General features: G+C 73.9%; 18 protein-coding genes. 9 read left to right on the top strand and 9 right to left on the bottom strand.

Features of this window, described 5'->3' with window-relative positions:
* Positions 1 to 26: 26 nt before the first annotated feature.
* Positions 27 to 389, bottom strand: coding sequence for a cupin domain-containing protein (locus ACWDXC_RS14060; RefSeq protein ID WP_449981456.1), 363 nt, complete (start codon positions 387 to 389; stop codon positions 27 to 29).
* A gap of 162 nt (positions 390 to 551) precedes the next feature.
* On the opposite strand from ACWDXC_RS14060, the gene ACWDXC_RS14055 reads away from it, so the two are divergent.
* From ACWDXC_RS14055 to ACWDXC_RS14045, 3 genes are read left to right on the top strand one after another with little or no spacing between them, the layout of a single operon-like run.
* A complete protein-coding gene (locus ACWDXC_RS14055) occupies positions 552 to 1,637 on the top strand; it encodes a glycoside hydrolase family 19 protein (RefSeq protein WP_449981454.1) in 1,086 nt (361 codons plus the stop codon).
* Between the two features lie 33 nt (positions 1,638 to 1,670).
* The gene (locus ACWDXC_RS14050; protein ID WP_449981452.1) at positions 1,671 to 2,360 is read left to right on the top strand and encodes a rhodanese-like domain-containing protein; all 690 of its coding nucleotides are present in this window, start codon (positions 1,671 to 1,673) and stop codon (positions 2,358 to 2,360) included.
* Positions 2,361 to 2,363: 3 nt separating this feature from the next.
* A complete protein-coding gene (locus tag ACWDXC_RS14045) occupies positions 2,364 to 3,002 on the top strand; it encodes an endonuclease (protein ID WP_449981450.1) in 639 nt (212 codons plus the stop codon).
* Positions 3,003 to 3,006: 4 nt separating this feature from the next.
* On the opposite strand, the gene ACWDXC_RS14040 is transcribed toward ACWDXC_RS14045, so the two are convergent.
* Positions 3,007 to 3,414 carry a cupin domain-containing protein gene (locus ACWDXC_RS14040; protein WP_219518664.1) on the bottom strand — a complete coding sequence of 136 codons (408 nt, stop codon included), beginning with the start codon at positions 3,412 to 3,414 and terminating at the stop codon, positions 3,007 to 3,009.
* A 197-nt stretch (positions 3,415 to 3,611) separates the two neighbouring features.
* On the opposite strand from ACWDXC_RS14040, the gene ACWDXC_RS14035 reads away from it, so the two are divergent.
* Positions 3,612 to 5,585: a glycosyl hydrolase family 18 protein gene (locus tag ACWDXC_RS14035; protein WP_449981447.1), complete on the top strand. Its 1,974-nt coding sequence runs from the start codon at positions 3,612 to 3,614 to the stop codon at positions 5,583 to 5,585.
* 71 nt (positions 5,586 to 5,656) lie between these two features.
* Here the strand turns inward: ACWDXC_RS14035 and ACWDXC_RS14030 are convergent, their stop codons facing one another.
* Positions 5,657 to 6,256 (bottom strand): TetR/AcrR family transcriptional regulator, encoded by a 600-nt coding sequence (locus ACWDXC_RS14030; RefSeq protein WP_449981445.1) that lies wholly within the window; start codon positions 6,254 to 6,256, stop codon positions 5,657 to 5,659.
* A gap of 22 nt (positions 6,257 to 6,278) precedes the next feature.
* Positions 6,279 to 6,575 (bottom strand): hypothetical protein, encoded by a 297-nt coding sequence (locus ACWDXC_RS14025; RefSeq protein ID WP_449981443.1) that lies wholly within the window; start codon positions 6,573 to 6,575, stop codon positions 6,279 to 6,281.
* Between the two features lie 91 nt (positions 6,576 to 6,666).
* Between ACWDXC_RS14025 and ACWDXC_RS14020 the strand changes: the two genes are divergently transcribed.
* Both ACWDXC_RS14020 and ACWDXC_RS14015 read left to right on the top strand, forming a co-directional pair.
* Entirely contained in the window at positions 6,667 to 6,957 is a 291-nt protein-coding gene (locus ACWDXC_RS14020) for a hypothetical protein (RefSeq protein WP_219518650.1), read from the top strand.
* A gap of 165 nt (positions 6,958 to 7,122) precedes the next feature.
* Entirely contained in the window at positions 7,123 to 9,255 is a 2,133-nt protein-coding gene (locus tag ACWDXC_RS14015) for a SpoIIE family protein phosphatase (protein ID WP_449981441.1), read from the top strand.
* Positions 9,256 to 9,499: 244 nt separating this feature from the next.
* On the opposite strand, the gene ACWDXC_RS14010 is transcribed toward ACWDXC_RS14015, so the two are convergent.
* On the bottom strand, positions 9,500 to 10,042 hold the full coding sequence (locus tag ACWDXC_RS14010; protein WP_449981439.1) for a MarR family transcriptional regulator: 543 nt from the start codon (positions 10,040 to 10,042) through the stop codon (positions 9,500 to 9,502).
* A gap of 84 nt (positions 10,043 to 10,126) precedes the next feature.
* Here ACWDXC_RS14010 and ACWDXC_RS14005 point away from each other — a divergent pair, with 84 nt between their 5' ends.
* Entirely contained in the window at positions 10,127 to 12,340 is a 2,214-nt protein-coding gene (locus ACWDXC_RS14005; protein WP_449981437.1) for an LLM class flavin-dependent oxidoreductase, read from the top strand.
* 7 nt (positions 12,341 to 12,347) lie between these two features.
* Entirely contained in the window at positions 12,348 to 13,478 is a 1,131-nt protein-coding gene (locus ACWDXC_RS14000) for an L-talarate/galactarate dehydratase (RefSeq protein WP_449981435.1), read from the top strand.
* On the opposite strand, the gene ACWDXC_RS13995 is transcribed toward ACWDXC_RS14000, so the two are convergent.
* Genes ACWDXC_RS13995 through ACWDXC_RS13985 form a run of 3 tightly spaced genes read right to left on the bottom strand, consistent with a single transcriptional unit; the run spans position 13,475 to position 16,550 of the window.
* Positions 13,475 to 14,677 carry a DUF1266 domain-containing protein gene (locus ACWDXC_RS13995; RefSeq protein WP_449981433.1) on the bottom strand — a complete coding sequence of 401 codons (1,203 nt, stop codon included), beginning with the start codon at positions 14,675 to 14,677 and terminating at the stop codon, positions 13,475 to 13,477. The genes ACWDXC_RS14000 and ACWDXC_RS13995 overlap by 4 nt on opposite strands.
* 11 nt (positions 14,678 to 14,688) lie before the next feature.
* Positions 14,689 to 15,363 carry a response regulator gene (locus ACWDXC_RS13990; RefSeq protein ID WP_449981430.1) on the bottom strand — a complete coding sequence of 225 codons (675 nt, stop codon included), beginning with the start codon at positions 15,361 to 15,363 and terminating at the stop codon, positions 14,689 to 14,691.
* A complete protein-coding gene (locus tag ACWDXC_RS13985; protein ID WP_449981428.1) occupies positions 15,360 to 16,550 on the bottom strand; it encodes a sensor histidine kinase in 1,191 nt (396 codons plus the stop codon). The genes ACWDXC_RS13990 and ACWDXC_RS13985 overlap by 4 nt, the downstream gene beginning before the upstream one ends.
* Positions 16,551 to 16,761: 211 nt before the next feature.
* Here ACWDXC_RS13985 and ACWDXC_RS13980 point away from each other — a divergent pair, with 211 nt between their 5' ends.
* The gene (locus tag ACWDXC_RS13980; protein ID WP_449981426.1) at positions 16,762 to 17,109 is read left to right on the top strand and encodes a DUF6223 family protein; all 348 of its coding nucleotides are present in this window, start codon (positions 16,762 to 16,764) and stop codon (positions 17,107 to 17,109) included.
* A 71-nt stretch (positions 17,110 to 17,180) separates the two neighbouring features.
* On the opposite strand, the gene ACWDXC_RS13975 is transcribed toward ACWDXC_RS13980, so the two are convergent.
* On the bottom strand, positions 17,181 to 18,365 hold the full coding sequence (locus ACWDXC_RS13975) for a cytochrome P450 (protein ID WP_449982040.1): 1,185 nt from the start codon (positions 18,363 to 18,365) through the stop codon (positions 17,181 to 17,183).
* Positions 18,366 to 18,486 lie beyond the last annotated feature (121 nt).

Here is an 18,486-nt window from a genome sequence, read left to right as displayed (position 1 = left end):
ACCCCGGCACGGCATGGTCCCGCCCGTCAGCCGTTCTTCGCCTTGGCGTAGTCGCTCGCGCCGCCCGCGAAGTCGTAGGCCAGGACCTGCTCGTCGCCGACCACCCAGGCGTCGTGCCCCGGCGGGCAGACGAACACCTCACCGGGGCCCACTTCGGACTCCGTGCCGTCCTGCATCCGGATGTGCAGCCGCCCGCGCACGACGAACCCGTTGTGGTGGACCTCGCACAGGTCGGTGCCCGCGATCGGCTTGACCGACTCCGACCAGCGCCACCCCGGCTCGAACGTGGCCACGCCGAAGCTCAGGCCGGTCAGCTCGCACACCTCCAGGTGGCCCATCGGGAAGTCGCGCCGTTCGTCCGGCTTGTCGATGCTCTTGACTTCGATCATGACGTCCCCCCTCCGTCACTTTTCAGTCTTCCACCGGGTGCGGCGGGTCACAAGACGATCGGGAATTGGGCCTTGTCGCAGGTGGGTGTCAAGGCTAGTGTCAGGCCAACTCTTAGGAAACTTTCCTATAAGTTACACCCCCCGGCAAGAGAAGGTGATCAGGTGAAACGCGTCCTCGCGTCCGCGTGCGCCGCCGCCGTCGTGGGCGGGCTGGCCTTCGTGCTCCCGCTGTCCAGCGCCTCCGCCGCTGCCTGCGCCGCCGCGTGGAGCGCCGGCGCGGTCTACACCGGCGGCATGACCGCCTCCCACAACGGCCGCAACTGGTCGGCCCGATGGTGGACGCAGAACGAGACCCCCGGCAGCTCCCAGGTCTGGGCCGACCAGGGAGCCTGCGACGGCGGCGGCACCACCCCGCCGGGCTCGTGCGACCACCCGAACTGGGTGGCGGGCACCTTCTACGCGGCCGGCTCGATCGTGCGCTACACCGACGGCCGCTACTACCGCGCCGAGCACGACAACCCGGGCTACGACCCGGTCGTCTCCACCTGGTACTGGGAGCCGTACACCTGCGGAGGGAGCACGCCCACGCCCACGCCGACGTCCACGCCCACCGACCCGCCGGACCCGTCCGGGTTCGTCGTCAGCCAGGCGCAGTTCAACCAGATGTTCCCGAACCGGAACTCGTTCTACACCTACAGCGGCCTGACCGCCGCGCTGAGCGCGTACCCGGGCTTCGCCAAGACCGGCAGCGAGACCGTGCGCAAGCAGGAGGCGGCGGCCTTCCTCGCCAACGTCAGCCACGAGACCGGCGGCCTGGTCCACATCGTCGAGCAGAACCCCGCGAACTACCCGCACTACTGCGACTCGAGCCAGCCCTACGGCTGCCCGGCCGGGCAGGCGGCCTACTACGGGCGCGGCCCCATCCAGCTGAGCTGGAACTTCAACTACAAGGCCGCCGGCGACGCGCTCGGCATCGACCTGCTGCGCAACCCGTGGCTGGTGCAGAACGACGCGGCCGTGGCGTGGAAGACCGCGCTGTGGTACTGGAACACGCAGAACGGCCCCGGCACCATGACCCCGCACAACGCCATGGTCAACGGCCACGGCTTCGGCGAGACGATCCGCAGCATCAACGGCGCCCTGGAGTGCGGCGGCCGCAACCCGGCCCAGGTCCAGAGCCGCGTCAACAACTACCAGCGCTTCACGCAGATCCTCGGCACCACGACGGGAGGCAATCTGACCTGCTGAGCATGTTCGCCGCCTGGCGGGTACGGCTTCCTCATGGTGACGACAGCCGACCGTGAGGACGTCCGGGACCTGCTCGCGCGGCAGGCTCAGCTCGTGGAGGTGCTGCCCGGCCGCGAGTACGCCTGGGCGCACCTCCCGGGCGCGGTCAACGTGCCGCTCAAGGGCTTCGACGAGGCGGCGGCCGGCGCGCTGGACCCGGGGCGGCCGGTCGTCGTCTACTGCCACGACTGGCTGTGCGACCTGAGCCCGCGCGCCGCCCGCCGCCTGGAACGCCTCGGCTTCGGCGACGTGCGCGACTACGTGGCGGGCAAGATGGACTGGCTGTCGGCCGCGCTGCCGTACGAGGGCGAGGCCCGGCTGGTCGTGCGGCAGGTGCGCCCCGACCCGGTGGTCGCCGGGCTGGACGAGCCGCTGGACGAGCTCGGCGACCGGGTGCTCGGCGATCCGGCCGGGCTGGCCGTGGTGGTCGGCGGCGACGGCGTCGTGCAGGGCGTCGTGGGCTCGGACGAGCTGGCCGCGGGCGGCTCGCGGGGCACGGCCGAGCAGGCGATGAACACGGGCGTCACCACGGTGCGGCCGAGCGAGCCGCTGGAGCCGCTGGTCGAGCGGATGGAGCGGGCCGGGGTCCAGCACGTGGTGGTGACCCGGGCGGACGGCACGCTGGTCGGCCTGTTCGGGCTCGGTGACACCCGGCCGCCGGAGAACGAGTCGGACCAGGGGTGAGTCATGGGGACGCTGGAGGCGCTGCTCGATCGCTACGGCCGGACCTACGCCGAGGAGGCCGGCATCAGGATGGCCGACCGGCCGATGCCGCTCTACCAGTTGCTGGTGCTGTCGACGCTGCTGAGCGCGCGGATCTCGTCCGGCGTCGCGGTGGCGGCGGCGCGCGAGCTGTTCGCGGCCGGTTTCCGGACGCCGAAGGCGATGGCCGGGGCGAGCTGGCAGCAGCGGGTGGACGCGCTGGGCCGCGGGCACTACCGCCGCTACGACGAGCGCACGGCCACGATGCTCGGTGACGGCGCCGAGCTGCTGCTCGACCGGTGGAAGGGCGATCTGCGGCGGCTGCGCGAGGAGGCCGGGGGCGACGAGCGGCGGCTGCGCGAGCTGCTCGCCGAGTTCCCCGGCATCGGCCCGGCCGGGACGGACATCTTCCTGCGCGAGGTGCAGGGCGTGTGGCCGCAGGTCGCGCCGCACCTCGACGGCCGGGTGCTGGAGGGCGCCCGCGCGGTCGGCCTGCCGCACCGCGCGGGCCCGCTCGCCGGCCTCGCGAGGTCCGGCCCGGAGCTGGCCCGGCTGTCGGCGGCCCTGGTGCGGGTCTCGCGCAGCAAGAAGTCGGCCGCCGAGGTGAAGGCCGCCGGACGCTGAGCGGTCAGACGACCCAGGCCGGGACGAGCTTGCCCGCGTCGGGCAGCGCGCAGTGCGGGTCGACCGGGGCGGTCGTGCCGTAGGCGCGCATCCCGGCGGGGGCGACGACGATGGCGGCCAGCCCGCCGGACGCGGCGGCGGTGATGCGGCGCGGCACGTCGGCGGGGATCACGACCGTGTCGCCGGGGCCTGCGGTCAGGGTGTCGCCGTCCACCTCGACGGTCGCGCCGCCGTCGAGCACGGTCCACACCTGTTCGGCGTCGATGACGTGGACCGGTCCCGCCTGCCCTCCGGTCATGTCGACCCGCCACACCACCTGGGACGAGCCGCCCTGGGTCGGCGAGGCGAGGGTGGTCATGACGGCGTTGGGGGTCTCGGTGCGGCGGCTTTCGGCGCTGCGGACGACGGGCATGGCGGCCTCCTCAGACAGGAAACGTGGTTGTCTAAATAGTGAACCATGTTGTCCATCTCTGTCAACGCGGCGCTATTGACGCCTCCGTAAAACACGGGTTACCGTCACCTGTACAACTAAAAGGAAACTTTCCTAACAGTTGGCGCGTACTCCCATCCCACCCCCCAGAGTTCACCCAACTCGGATGTCGGAGCATCATGAGACACAGCGTTCAGAGCAAGGTCCTGGCCGGCGTCGCGGCGTTACTCATGCCGCTCACCGCGGTGGTCGCCGCCCCCACGGGGGCGTACGGCGCGACGGCGCCGTCGGCGTCCGTCGCCGCGCTCGCCGCCTGGGCGCCGAACACGGCGTACACGGCCGGCACGGTCGTCACCTACAACGGCGTCTCCTACAAGTGCCGTCAGAGCCACACCTCCCTGCCCGGCTGGGAGCCGCCGAACGTCCCCGCCCTGTGGGAGGTCACGACCGGCGGCCCGAGTGAGGACACCGAGGCGCCCAGCGTGCCCGGCAACCTCCGCTCGACCGGCGTCACCTCCAGCAGCGTCTCGCTCGCCTGGAACGCCTCCACCGACAACGTCGCCGTCACCGGCTACGAGGTCTACCGCGGCACCACCCTGGTCAGCACCGTCACCGGCACCACCTTCACCGACACCGGGCTGACGGCCGACACCGCCTACAGCTACACGGTGCGGGCCCGTGACGCCGCCGGCAACCGCTCCGCCGCGACCGCCGCGGTCAGCGCGCGCACCAGCCAGGGCGGGGGCGACGACACCCAGGCGCCCAGCGTGCCCGGCAACCTCCGCTCGACCGGCGTCACCTCCAGCAGCGTCTCGCTCGCCTGGAACGCCTCCACCGACAACGTCGCCGTCACCGGCTACGAGGTCTACCGCGGCACCACCCTGGTCGACACCGTCACCGGCACCACCTTCACCGACACCGGCCTGAGCGCCAACACGTCCTACAGCTACACCGTCCGCGCCCGCGACGCCGCCGGCAACCGCTCCGCGGCCAGCTCCTCGGTCAGCGCGCGCACCAGCGAGGGCGGCGGCACCGGCGGGAACAAGGTGCTCGGCTACTTCGTCCAGTGGGGCGTCTACCAGCGCGGCTACCACGTCAAGAACATCGACACCAGCGGCTCGGCCTCGAAGCTGACCCACATCAACTACGCCTTCGGCAACGTGCAGAACGGCCAGTGCACCATCGGTGACAGCTACGCCGACTACGACCGCTTCTACCAGGCGGGCGAGAGCGTCGACGGCGTCGCCGACACGTGGGACGCCGGCGCGCTGCGCGGCAACTTCAACCAGCTGCGCAAGCTCAAGAAGAAGTACCCGAACCTCAAGGTGCTGTTCTCCTTCGGCGGCTGGACCTGGTCCGGCGGCTTCGCCCAGGCCGCGCAGAACCCGACCGCGTTCGCCGAGTCCTGCTACCGCCTGGTGGAGGACCCGCGCTGGGCCGACGTCTTCGACGGCATCGACATCGACTGGGAGTACCCGAACGCCTGTGGCCTGACCTGTGACACCAGCGGGCCGGCCGCGTTCAAGAACCTGATGCAGGCGCTGCGCAGCCGCTTCGGCAGCAACAACCTGGTCACCGCCGCCATCACCGCCGACGGCACCGACGGCGGCAAGATCGACGCGGCCGACTACGGCGGCGCCGCGCAGTACGTCGACTGGTACAACGTCATGACGTACGACTTCTTCGGCGCCTGGGCGGCGCAGGGCCCGACGGCCCCGCACTCGCCGCTCAACTCCTACTCGGGCATCCCGATCGCCGGGTTCCACTCGGATCAGGCGATCCAGAAGCTCAGGAGCAAGAACATCCCGGCGAGCAAGCTGCTGCTCGGCATCGGCTTCTACGGCCGCGGCTGGACCGGCGTCACCCAGTCCACGCCGGGCGGCACGGCGACCGGCCCCGCGCCGGGCACCTACGAGCAGGGCATCGAGGACTACAAGATCCTCAAGACCCGCTGCCCCTCCACCGGGACCGTCGCGGGCACCGCGTACGCGTACTGCGGCAACCAGTGGTGGAGCTACGACACGCCGGCCACGATCGGCAGCAAGATGGGCTACTCGAAGAACCAGGGCCTCGGCGGCGCCTTCTTCTGGGAGCTCAGCGGCGACACCACCAACGGTGAGCTGATCACCGCGATGAAGAACGGCCTTAACTGACGCAGGCGCCCTGGGCGGGACGTGAGGTCGCGCCCAGGGCAGCACATCAGGAGCGCCCGCTCCTGCCGCGCCTACGGCGTGGCGGGGGCGGGTGTTCGCGTTGCGAGGCCGCGCACGGTCAGCTCGACGAGCTGGCGCAGCCGGGTGCGCAGGACCTCCGGGGGCGCCTCCTGCTGGGCGATGCCGGTCAGGGAGGCGACCAGGACGGCGGCGGCATCGCGCGCCGGGATGGCGTGGCCCAGCAGGTCGAGCTCGCCGGAGGCCGCTTCCAGCGCCGCCGCGACCGCCTCGGTGTAGCCGTCCTCCAGGGCGAGCACCACGTCACCCGCGACCTCGCGCGCCTCGGCCAGCAGCTCGGCGCGCAGCCGCGCCTCGACGCCGCCGGCGACGAGGTCGAGCTTGACGGCGAGCATCCCGTAGAGCCGGTCGGCGACGGAGCCGTCGCCGCGCCACGCGGCCCGCGCGGCGGTCACGAGGCCGTCGGCGAGCTTCTCGCCGACAGCGCGGAAGAGCTCCTCCTTGCCGCCGAAGTACTGGTAGACGGCGGGGCGTGACATCCGCGCCGCGCGCGCGACCAGGTCCATGGACGTGCGCCGGTAGCCGTGACGGACGAAGACGCCCAGGGCGGCGGCGACGATGTGGTCCTGCTTGGCCGCGGCCCCGTCTGACATGCTGACATTCTATGACGGCCCGTCAGGCCCGGGCCGGGGGCCGCCTGCCGAAGGCGCCGATCGTCGCGTGGAACACGCCGATGGCCAGCGCCCCGAGCGCCGCCGCCGCGAACGCCGCGGCCGGCCGCTCCCCCACGTCCGCACCCCAGGCCAGCAGGGCGGCGATGACGTACGACGCCCAGCCCGCCAGCAGGTTGGGCAGCGGCCCTGAGCCGAAGGCCGAGGGGAAGTGCTCCTTGGTGATGCCCTTGACGAAGTGCGGGGTCGCGTTGGCGGCGAACAGGCCCGCGAAGAAGCTCATGACGACGGTCGGCAGCATGCGTCCTCCTGGACGGTCTCGGGTGCTGACATATTAGACGCTTTTTGTCAGATTGTCTGCCGGGTGGCGCGGCGACGGCTACGATCACGGCATGCCGATCGACTTCGAGGAGGCCAGGGTCGTCCCGGGCAGCGCTCCCGGCACGTACGTCCTGGTCGTCAGCGGGAGCAAGCCGTACGCGAACATGGAGGTGCGGCTCGCGCCGCTCGTCTACATCACCCAGCCGGACTACTGGGTCATCGAGGTCGAGGGCACGCTGCCGGGCATCGGGCTGCCCGCGCTGGCGCCGTACACGGTGTCGCTGCCGCTCGACGCGGTCCTCGGCACGGCGGGGATCGAGGTGGCCGGCGCCCGCCGGAGGCAGAGGTTCGACGTGCCGTAGAACACCGTGCGCGCCGGGGCCGCTACTTTGGGTGATTTCGGATGGGCGTATTCTGCATTTATGGCGACTTTCGGCCCAGGGAGCAGGACGGGCTAGCGCGTGGGAGGCAGGTCCGCTTCCATCACGGGTTCCAGGCGGGGCGCGCCGGGGCTCGATGACCTGCTGGTGCGCGCCGTCAGCGAGACCGGCGCGCACATCGGCGCGCTCTACCTGCTCGACCAGGACGGCCTGGTCCTGAGCATGAACACGGCGATGGGCTTCCCCGCGGCCGTCGCCAAGGCGTGGGCCCGGATCCGCATGTCGATGCGGATGCCGATGACCGTGTCGCTGCGCGAACGGCGGCCGGTGTGGACGGCCGACCGGGAGGACCTGGCCCGCCAGTTCCCGGGCGTCGCGCTGGCGATGCCGTACAACTTCGCCGTCGTGACGGCCCCGATCCTGTGCGGCGAGGCGGCGCGCGGCGCGCTGCTGCTGCTCCTGCCCGCCACCCGCGACAGCGGGCCGGGCCAGCACGTGCTCGACGTCATGGAACGCACCTGCAAGGACATGGGCGAGCTGCTGGCGCAGGCCGACCGGCTCGGCCGGCCGGTGCGGCCCAGGCCGCGGCCCCGCATCCTGGCCCCGTTCCGCTCCCAGCAGGACGACCCCGCCGTGAGCGCCGAGGCGGCGATGGCCGCGCTGGAATGCCTCAACGGCCTGCCCGAGGGCTACTGCGCGCTGGACGTGGACGGCAGGGTGACGTTCCTCAGCGCGCCGGCGTCCGGGCTGCTCGACACCACCGCCGCCGAGATGGTCGGCAAGCGGCCGTGGGAGGTGCTGCCGTGGCTGGCCGACCCGCCGCACGAGGACAGCTACCGGGCGGCCGTCCTCGGCCACCAGATCACCTTCTTCACCGCCCAGCGGCCCGACGGGCAGTGGCTGGCGTTCCAGCTCTTCCCGACGCCGTCCGGGCTCAGCGTCCGCATCACGCCGAGCACGATGGCCCGCGATCCCGCCCACGTGATGCCCGACCCGGTGGTCAGCCGGCAGATCAGCGGGGCCGCCCTGTACGACATGCTGCAGCTCGCCTCCTCGCTCAGCCAGGCCGCCACCGTCCAGGACGTGATCGACCTGGTGGCCGACCAGATCATCCCCGTCTTCGACGTCAAAGGGCTGGCCATCCTCACCGCCGAGGGCGGGCGGCTGCGCGTCGCCGCCACCCGCGGCTACAGCCCGGAAGGCGTCGCCGAGATGCGCAGACGCGCGCCGTGCGTCCCGCACGCCCCCGAACTGCCTCTCATCACCGGCGAACCCGCGTTCTTCGCCAACGAGCGCGAACTGCTCGACGTCTACCCCGACGCGGGCCGCTACGACGGCATGGCCGCCTGGGCGCTGCTGCCGCTGCACAGCTCCGGCGGGCCGATCGGCACCCTCGTACTCGCCTACGGGAGCCCGCACCGCTTCACCCAGGACGAGCGGACCACGCTCACCTCGCTCGCCGGGCTGATGGCGCAGGCGCTGGAACGGGCCCGGCTCTACGACGCCAAGCACCGCCTGGCCCAGACCCTTCAGGCCAGCCTGCTGCCACGCGCCCTCCCGGTGATCCCCGGGCTGGAGGTGGCGGCCCGCTACCTGCCCGCGACCCAGGGCATCGACATCGGCGGCGACTTCTACGACCTCATCCACCTCGACGACGGCCAGGCCGCCGCCGTCATCGGCGACGTCCAGGGGCACGACACGAACGCCGCCGCGCTCATGGGGCAGGTCCGCACGGCCATCCACGCGCACGCGACCTCGGGCGCGAGCGCGGGCGAGGTGCTGAGCCACACCAACCGGCTGCTCATCGACCTGTCGCCGAACCGGTTCACGAGCTGCCTCTACATCAGCCTCGATCTGCGCGACGGCTCCGCGTGCGTGGCGAGCGCGGGGCACCTGCCCGCGCTGCTGCGCCGGCCCGGGTGGCCCACGGAGATCGTCGAGTCGACGCCGGGGCTGCTGCTCGGCATCGACCCGGCGGCCGAGTACCCGACGTCGCAGCTCGACCTGCCGCCCGGCAGCGTGCTGGCCCTCTACACCGACGGCCTCATCGAGGCGCCGGGCGTGGACCTCGGCGACGCCATCGACGGGCTGGCGCGGCGGCTGACCCGGCACGGCGGCCTGCCGCTGGCGCGGCTGGCGGACCGGCTCGTCGACCCGGCCGAGGGGGTCGGCTACCGCGCCGACGACGTCGCCGTGCTCCTCCTCTCCCCGGTCAACCCCTCCCCGACGGACGCCACCCCGGACGGCCCCGGACACGACGACCCCCCGCCGGAGGGTTAGGGGCCGGCCGGTCCCGCACCAGGCGACCCCGCACCGGACGGTGCCCGGGGCGGACGCTCCCGAGGCGGACGGTTCCGAGGCGGACGGTTCCGAGGTGGACGGTTCCGAGGTGGACGGTTCCGAGGTGGACGGTTCCGAGGTGGGCGGTTCCGAGGTGGGGGGTCCCGCGTCGGACGGTCCCGGGTGGGGGTCGCGGCGTGGGGGTCCCGGGGTGGGGTCCCGGGGCGGGGTCCCGGGGTGGGGGTCAGGCGTCGGCTCGGGCCGGGCCGTAGAGTTCGGCTCGGGCGGCGCGGCAGTCGGGGTCGCGGTCGGCGGCGCGGTCGAGGCCGGCCTTGAGGAGGGCGGCGGTCTCGGCGAGCTGGGCGAGGCGGCCCGGGCCGAGGGTGTCGACGACCAGGGCGCGCACGGACTCCTCCCGGACCCGCCGGGCGCGGGCGGCGGCCTCGCGGCCGGCGGCGGTGAGCGTGATGTCCCAGCCCCGCCCGTCCTCGGTGCAGGCCACGCGCTCCAGCAGGCCGCGCGCGCTCATCCTGGCCACCTGGTGGGACAGCCGGCTCTTCTCCCACTGCAGAGTGAAGCGCAGCTCCAGGGCCCGCAGCCGGCCGCCGGGCGCGTCGAGGAGCACGTCGAGCACCTGGTGGTCGGCCTCGGACAGCCCGGTGGCGCGGGTCAGCTCGCGGGCGAGGTGGGCGGCGAGCTGCGCGTGGACCGCCGTGTGCGCACGCCACGCGGCCAGGCTTTCAGCGGCGGTGTCGGCGGCGGGGTCGGCGTCCCGGCTCTCGGTCATGCCGCCAGCCTACGCCACGAAAGGTTGACACGTCATCCAAAGCGATTATGGTTGACACGTCTACCAATCGGTCTGGAGGACCACATGCCCGACTACGGCCACGATCTGCGGTTCGGGTCGTTCATCACCCCGCGCAACGACCGGCCCGAGGCGGCCGTCGACCTGGCCCGGCTGAGCGAGGAGGCCGGGCTCGACCTGGTCACGTTCCAGGACCATCCGTACCAGCCGGCCTTCCTGGACACCTGGACGCTGCTGAGCTGGGCGGCCGCCAGGACCGAGCGGGTGCACCTGTCGGGCAACGTGCTCAACCTGCCGCTGCGGCCCCCGGCGGTGCTGGCCCGCTCGGTGGCGAGCCTCGACCTGCTGTCCGGCGGGCGGATCGAGCTGGGGCTGGGCGCGGGCGGGTTCTGGGACGCGATCGGCGCGATGGGCGGCCGCCGTCTGACGCCCGGCCAGGCGGTCGACGCGCTGAGCGAGGCCATCGACGTGATCCGCGGCATCTGGGACGCGGGCGAGCGGCGGCTGCTGCGGCTGGAGGGCGCCTACTACGCGCTCGACGGCGCCAAGCGCGGCCCGGCCCCGGCGCACGACGTGCCGATCTGGCTGGGCGCGTACAAGCCGCGCATGCTCCGGCTGGTCGGCGCCAAGGCCGACGGGTGGCTGCCGAGCCTGGGCTACATCCAGCCGGAGGAGATCGCCGGCGCCAACAAGATCATCGATGAGGCGGCGGAGGAGGCGGGCCGCGACCCGCGTGCCGTCCGCCGCCTGCTCAACGTGATGGGCGACGAGGCGCCCGGCACGTGGGTGGCGCGGCTGCTGCCGCTCGCCCTGGAGGACGGGGTCAGCACGTTCATCCTGGGCTCGGACGACCCGCGGGCGATCCGGGCGTTCGCCGAGGAGGTCGCGCCGGCGCTGCGCGAGGCCGTGGCGGCCGAGCGCGGAGGCGGCGCGGGCGGCGGCGGCTCCCGCCGGAGCGGGCGGGCCGTCGAGCTGCGCAGGCCCGGCATCGACTACGACGCGGTGCCCGCCTCGCTGGCCGGCTCGGCGGTGGAGCCGGGCGACTCCGCCTACGCGGGCGTGCGCTCGTCCTACGTGTGGGCCGGCTCGCCCGGCCTGGTGCTGCGGCCCGCGACGGCCGGCCAGGTGAGCGAGGCGCTCACGTACGCGATCGGCCAGGACGTGCCGCTCGCGGTGCGCAGCGGCGGCCACGGCATCAGCGGGCGCTCCACCAACGACGGCGGGATCGTCGTCGACGTGGGCGCGCTGGACGGCGTCGAGGTGCTCGACCGGGGGCGGCGGCTGGTGCGGGTGGGCGCGGGCGCCCGCTGGGGCGACGTGGCGCGGGCGCTGGCGCCGCACGGGCTGGCGATCAGCTCGGGCGACTACGGCGACGTGGGCGTCGGCGGGCTCGCCACCACGGGCGGGCAGGGGTTCTTGGCGCGCTCGTACGGACTGACGATCGACCACGTGGTGGGCGCCGAGGTGGTGCTGGCCGACGGCCGGATCGTGCGCGCCGGCCCGGACGAGCACCCGGACCTGCTGTGGGCGTTGCGCGGCGCGGGCGGCAACATGGGGGTCGTCACCTCCTTCGACATCGAGGCCACCGAGCTGGGCGACGTGGTCCTCGGCGTGTTCGTGCACGACGCGGCGGACCTGGCGGGGTTCCTGGAGCGGTGGGGCCGCCTGGTGGAGGACAGCCCGCGCGAGCTGACGCCGTTCCTGACGGTCTTCCCCGGCGGGGGCGCCGGGTCGGTGATGGCGCAGACGCTGGCGGTGTGGGCGGGCGACGACGCCGACGCGGCGGTCGGCGCGCTGGAGCCGTTCCTGGGGGCGGGGCCGGTGCTGCAGCAGCAGGCGCAGCTCGTCCCGTACGCGGCGCTGGTCGCGCCGCACCGCAACCGGCACACCGGCCAGGCGGCCCTGCGCAGCCGCTCGGCGCTGGCCGACCACCTGGACGCCGGGCTCGCGGGGCGGCTGGCGGCGCTGTTCGCGACCGGCGACGCCCACATGCTGCAGGTGCGCTCGGTCGGCGGCGCGGTCAACGACACCCCGGCCGGCGCGACCGCGTACGCGCACCGCACGCAGAACTTCTCGGTCAGCGCCGTCATGGGCGCGGGCGACGCCTGGGAGGGCGTCGGCGCGCAGGCCGTCTACCTGAGCTTCGAGACGCGCACCGGTGAGGAGGTGCTGGCCAGGGCGTTCCCGCCGGAGACGCTGGAGCGGCTGCGGCGGATCAAGGCGGTGTACGACCCGCGCAACGTGTTCCGGCACAACTTCCCGATCACCCCCCGGGCATGATGTCCCCATGACGAACCCCCTGGACAAGATCGCCGCCATTCGCCTGTCTTCTGTCCTTCTGCCGCTGAGCACCCCGGTCAGCGACGCCAAGGTGCTCACCGGGCGGCAGCGGCCGATGACCGAGGTCGCGTTCCTGTTCGCGGAGATCACCACCGAGGGCGGGCACGAGGGCCTGGGGTTCTGCTACTCCAAGCGGGCCGGCGGCCCCGGCCAGTACGCGCACGCCCGCGAGCTGGCCCCCGAGCTGCTGGGCGAGGACGCCAACGACATCGCGCGGCTGTGGAAGAAGCTGGCCTGGGCGGGCGCGTCGGTGGGCCGGGGCGGGCTGGCGGTGCAGGCGATCGCCGCGTTCGACATCGCGCTGTGGGACCTGAAGGCCAGGCGGGCGGGGCTGCCGCTGGCCAAGCTGCTGGGCGCGCACCGCGACTCGGTGCGCTGCTACAACACCTCGGGCGGGTTCCTGCACGCGCCGATCGAGCAGGTGCTGGAGAACGCCTCGGCGGCGCTGGAGCGCGGCATCGGCGGCGTCAAGATCAAGGTGGGCCAGCCCGACACCCGCGCCGACCTGGCCAGGGTCCGGGCGGTGCGCGCCCACCTGGGCGACGACGTGCCGCTCATGGTGGACGCCAACCAGCAGTGGGACCGCCCGGCGGCGGCGCGGATGGGCCGCGCGCTGGAGGAGTACGGCCTGGTGTGGATCGAGGAGCCGCTCGACGCCCACGACCACGCCGGTCACGCCGCCCTGGCCGCCGCGCTCGACACGCCGATCGCTACCGGCGAGATGCTGACCAGCGTCGCCGAGCACGCCGAGCTGATCCGGGCGGGCGGCGCGGACGTCCTGCAGCCGGACGCGCCCCGCGTGGGCGGCATCACCCCGTTCCTGCGGCTGGCGGCGCTGGCCGAGCACCACCGGATGCAGCTCGCCCCGCACTTCGCCATGGAGATCCACCTGCACCTGGCCGCCGCGTACGGCCTGGAGCCGTGGGTGGAGCACTTCGAGTGGCTGGAGCCGCTGTTCGAGGAGCGGCTGGAGATCCGCGACGGCCGCATGCTGGTGCCCGACCGGCCCGGCCTCGGCCTGACGCTGAGCGACCGGGCCGCCGGGTGGACGGTCGACAGCCGGACGTTCGGCGTCTAGGCGAACGGGATGTTGCGCCAGGGGCTGCCCGGGTCCGTCGTCAGGACGCGGTGGGCGTGGAGCATGTCGGCATACCAGGCGCCGAACTCCTCCCCGTCGAAGTGGAGGCAGCGGCCCAGGATGTAGGCGGCGGAGAACTCCTCCCAGGACCGGTACGTGATCCGGCTGAGCCGTCCGGCGCGCACGACCGCCCGCTCGGCCTCGGCCAGGTCGCAGAAGCAGGCGCCGAGCCCCCAACGGGCCATCTTCGAGGCGCGCCCGTAGTCCCACGCCTCGACCGTGCGGACGAACCCGCCCTCGGGGAGCAGGCCGTCCGCGCGGAAGCGCGCCTCGTAGCGGTTGATGCGCCCGATGAGCCGTTGCGCCCCGGCCCCCTGGGCCGCCTGGGCCGCAGGCTCGGCGTGCTCGCGCAGGTAGCGGTCGGTCACCTGGCGCCAGTGGTCCACCTCGACCGCGCCGCCGTAGTCGAGGGCGAGCGCGCTGCGGACGCGCAGCACGAGCTGCCAGAAAGAGCTGCTCATCCGGCCTTCGAGCAGATCCTCCTGGGCGCTCAGCCATTCCTCGCGGCTGGTGATGCCCCACCACTCCTTCAGGCGCTTGCGCTCGCGGACGTAGCCGGTGCCGTGCCAGCCCATCGCGTTCCACAGCGAGGCGTTGGCGACGCAGAGCAGCGCCCCGCAGGCCAGGCCGTGGGCGACCGGGCCGTGCAGCGGGCCGCCGGCGCGCAGCGTGCGCAGCTCGCCCCGGGGCGGGTAGGCCACCCGCGCGGTGTGCTGGAGCCAGGTCCGCCGGTGGGCGGCGGTCGCGGGGAAGTACGCCTCGCAGGGGGTGCCGGGGTCGATCGCCAGCCACTCGTCGTCGCGCGGCCAGTTGCGGGCGAGCTCGCCCAGGTCGTCGCGGAAGAAGACCGGGTCGGCCACGGGCGCGGGCAGCACCCCCTCGGTGAGGAACACCAGGTACTTGGTGCCGCCCACGCGCGCGGGCGCGTAGGTGACCCAGCCGGGCCGCGCGTCGGCGCGGGCGCGCGGCATCGCGTGGTAGAGGTGCGCGCCGGCCAGCACGTCGAAGTACGCGGCCCAGTCGCCGCGCGTCTTGGCCTCGTACAGGCGGTGCTCGACGTCGGTGGGCGCCTGCCAGGGCGCGGCCGCCGGGCCCTGGCCCGTCATGAGATCAGGGCTCTCCCCCTCCCGTGTCCCCATGGCGCAGTACGTTACAACTGCCCGGTAGATCCCGTGCCCGGGGTCACCAGGCCGGACTCGTAGGCGAGGACGACGAGCTGGGCGCGGTCGCGGGCGCGGAGCTTGGTCATGGCCCGGTTGACGTGCGTCTTGGCGGTCATCGGGCTGATCACCATGTGCTGGGCGATCTGGTCGTTGGACAGGCCGCGGGCGACCAGGGTCACGGCCTCGCGCTCGCGGTTGGTCAGCTCCTCCAGCCCGGCGCCGGTGCCGGGCGGCGCCTGGGTGACGTAGCGGTCGATGAGCTTGCGGGTGATCGACGGCGCGAGCAGCGCCTCGCCGCGGGCCGCGACGCGGACGGCGTGCAGCAGGTCCTCGGGCACGATGTCCTTGACGAGGAACCCGGCCGCCCCGGCGCGCAGCGCGTCGAAGACGTACTCGTCGAAGCCGTAGTTGGTCAGGATGACGACGTGCACCCCGGCCAGCGCCGGGTCGGCGGCGATGCGGCGGGTCGCCTCGACGCCGTCGGCGACGGGCATCTGGATGTCGACGAGCGCGACGTCGGGCAGGTGCTCGCGGGCCAGCGCCACGCCCGCCAGGCCGTCACCGGCCTCGGCCACGACCTCGATGTCGTCCTCCAGGTCGAGCAGCGCGCGGAACCCGCTGCGGATGAGCGGCTGGTCGTCGACCAGCAGGACGCGGATCACGACGCCCGGTCCGCGGGGATCAGGGGGAGCACGGCCTGCACGGCGAAGCCGCCCTCGCCGCGCGGTTCGGCGCGCAGCCGGCCGCCCAGGGCGGTGACGCGCTCGCGCATCCCGAGCAGCCCGACGCCGGGCGCCGGGGCGGCGCCGGGCCTGGCCTGGCCGTCGTCCTCGACGCGGACGTCGACGGCGTCGGGGCCGCAGTCGATGCGGACGGACGCGCTGCCGGCGGCGGCGTGCCTGGCGACGTTGGTGAGCGACTCCTGCACGATCCGGTAGACGGTGCGGCTCACGGCGGCGGGCACGTCCTGCCGCCGTCCCTCGATGGTCAGCGTGGCGTCGAGGCCGATGGTGCGGGCGCGTTCGACCAGGTCGGGGACGTGGTCGAGGCCGCGTGGCGGGGCCGTGTCGTCGTCGCGCAGCGCCTCCAGGGTGGCGCGCAGCTCGCGGCTCGCCTCCCGTCCGGCCTCCTGGATCGCCAGCAGCGCCTCGGGCACCCGCTCGCCGCGCTTGCGGGCGACGTGCACGGCGACCTCGGCCTGCACCTTGATGATCGAGATCTGGTGGGTGAGTGAGTCGTGCAGCTCGCGGGCGATGTGCAGCCGTTCCTCGTCGGCGCGGCGGCGCGCGGTCTCCTCGCGGGTGCGTTCGGCCTCCTCCGCCCGCCGCTCGGCCTGCCGCAGCGCCTCACCGGCCGCCCCGGCGGCGACCAGCCAGGCCAGCTCCAGCGCGCCTCTGGCCTGCGCGAACGCCTCGCCCGTGTCGTGCAGGCCGGACGCGAGGGCCGCCAGGGGCAGCGCCGCCAGCACGAGCACGCTCACGCCGACGGTGACGGCGCGGCGCCCCGCCCGCACGGCGGCGTAGACGGCGAACAGGTACGCGACGGCCGGCACGTCGAACCCGGCCGCCTGGTAGCCGGCCGCGCACGCCCCGGTGACGGCCAGCACGGCGACCGGGAAGCGGCGGCGCACGGCCAGGGCGAGCCCGCCGGTCGCCAGCAGCGCGTAGCCGGCCACGGCGGGGCCGGTGCCGGCCGGCTGCCCGGACAGGCCGGTGACCAGCAGCGTCGCGGCCACACAGACGGCGATCACCCAGTCCCCGGCCGCGACCCCGGCCGTGCCCGTGGCCCTGGTTCTGGCCCTGACCCAGGCTGTGACCCTCGCCGCGGCCCTGGCCCATGCTGCGCTCATGGGCGCACCCTAGCCCGGCGGCGGCGCGGGCGACTCCTGCGGGCGGACGAGCGGGCGGCTACCACGAGCGCGGTAGATCCGCGGCTCCTGCCGGAGGCGCGGCAGGCGGCTGCGTCGCCGGCGGCAGCGCGAAGTGCCGACGCCGGGCGGACGACCGGCGGACGGGCCCGGCGACATGATCGGGTGACGTCCGTTCACCGAAGGAGCAGTCATGCCACTCCTCGACGCCGCCCACCTGGTCGCGGCCGTCCAGCCCGACCCCGTCACCGCGTACACGCTGAGCGCGGGCCGGATCGGCTCCCTCGTGGCCGCGCTCGCGGGGCTGGCGGGCGCCGCGCTGGGCGGGCGCGCCCTGGCCCGCCGCACCGGCCGGGGCGCGCGGGCCGGTGTGGTGCTGGGCCTGGCCGGGACGGCGGTCGCCGTGGTGGTCGTGGTCACCTCCGACGGCGGCATCGGCACCGGCAACGGGCTCGGCGGCGCGTTCGTGGCCCTGCTGATCGGGCTGGCCGCCACCGGGCTCGCCGGGCTGGCGACCGCGCGCTCGCGCCGTCCGTCCTGACCCCACCGTCCGGGAACCCCGCCGTCCTGACCCCATCGTCCTGGTGAAGCCGTCCTTGTGACGCGTCCGGGCTACCAGGCCACCTCCAGCGACGTCAGCCCGTACACGATGTGGAAGGAGCGGAACTGCGGCTCGCGGTCGGTCACCCGCAGGTCGGGGAAGCGCCGCAGCAGGGCAGGGAAGGCGATGCGCATCTCCATCCGGGCCAGCGGCGCGCCGAGGCAGTGGTGCACGCCGTGGCCGAACGCGACGTGGCCGGGCTCGCCCCGGGTGATGTCGAGCAGGTGGGCTTCGGGCAGCAGCGCCGGGTCGCGGTTGGCGGCCGGAAGGGCGCAGGCCACGATCTCGCCGGGGCCGATCGTGTGGCCGCCCAGCTCCACCTCGGTGGTGGTGATCTTGAACGTGCCTGAGTGCACGATGCTGAGCCAGCGCAGCAGCTCCTCCACGGCGGCGTCGATCCGCTCCGGCTCCTTGCGCAGCAGCTCCAGCTGCTCGGGGTGGCGCAGCAGGGCGAGCGTGCCGAGGGAGAGCATGTTGGAGGTGGTCTCGTGCCCGGCCAGCAGGAGCAGGCTGCCGATGCCGATCAGCTCGGGGTCGGTGAGGTCGTCGCCGTGCTCGCGCACCAGCATGCCGAGCAGTTCCTCGCCCGGCTCGGCCCGGTTGCGGGCGACGAGCTCGGCCATGTAGGCGCGCGACTCCAGCTGCAGGGCGACGCGCTCGGGGACGGGGATGGACATGTCGAGCATGCGGCCGGTGCGGTGCTGGAAGCCCTCGCGGTCGTCGTACGGGACGCCGAGCAGCTCGCAGATCACCAGCGACGGGATCGGCAGCGCGAACGCGGGCACCAGGTCGGCGGGCGAGCCGGCGCGCTCCATCGCGTCGAGGTGGTCCTCGACGATGCGGGTGATGCGCGGTTCCAGGCGGCGCATCCGGCGCAGCGTGAACTCGCCGGTCAGCATGCGGCGCAGCCGCGTGTGCTCGGGCGGGTCGGTGGCCAGCAGGTTGCCGGCGCGGGTCTCGGCCAGTTGCTCGGCGGTCAGCTTGGGCGCGCCGGGCAGCTCGGTGATGCCGCGGCGGGCGATGGCGAACCGTTCGGCGTCGCCCAGGACGGCGCGCACGTCGGCGTGGCGGGTGACGAGCCAGGCCTCGGCGCCGAACGGGGTCCGCACACGGGCCACCCCCTGCTCGTCGCGGAAGGCGCCAAGTTCGGGCGCGGGATCCAGCTCTGTGCGCCGCATGTAGAGCGGCAGCTCCATCGAGGACACGTCCCCCACTCTGAAGCATCGGGCGGGCTGCCGCCAGGGGCGTTACCATCCGGGGCTTTTCGCGCACAAATCGTCACGATCATCGTTATGGTAACGAAGCCTGTCATTTTCC

The organism is Nonomuraea sp. NPDC003214, from assembly GCF_053590035.1.
This window is presented reverse-complemented; position numbering and strand designations above follow the sequence as displayed.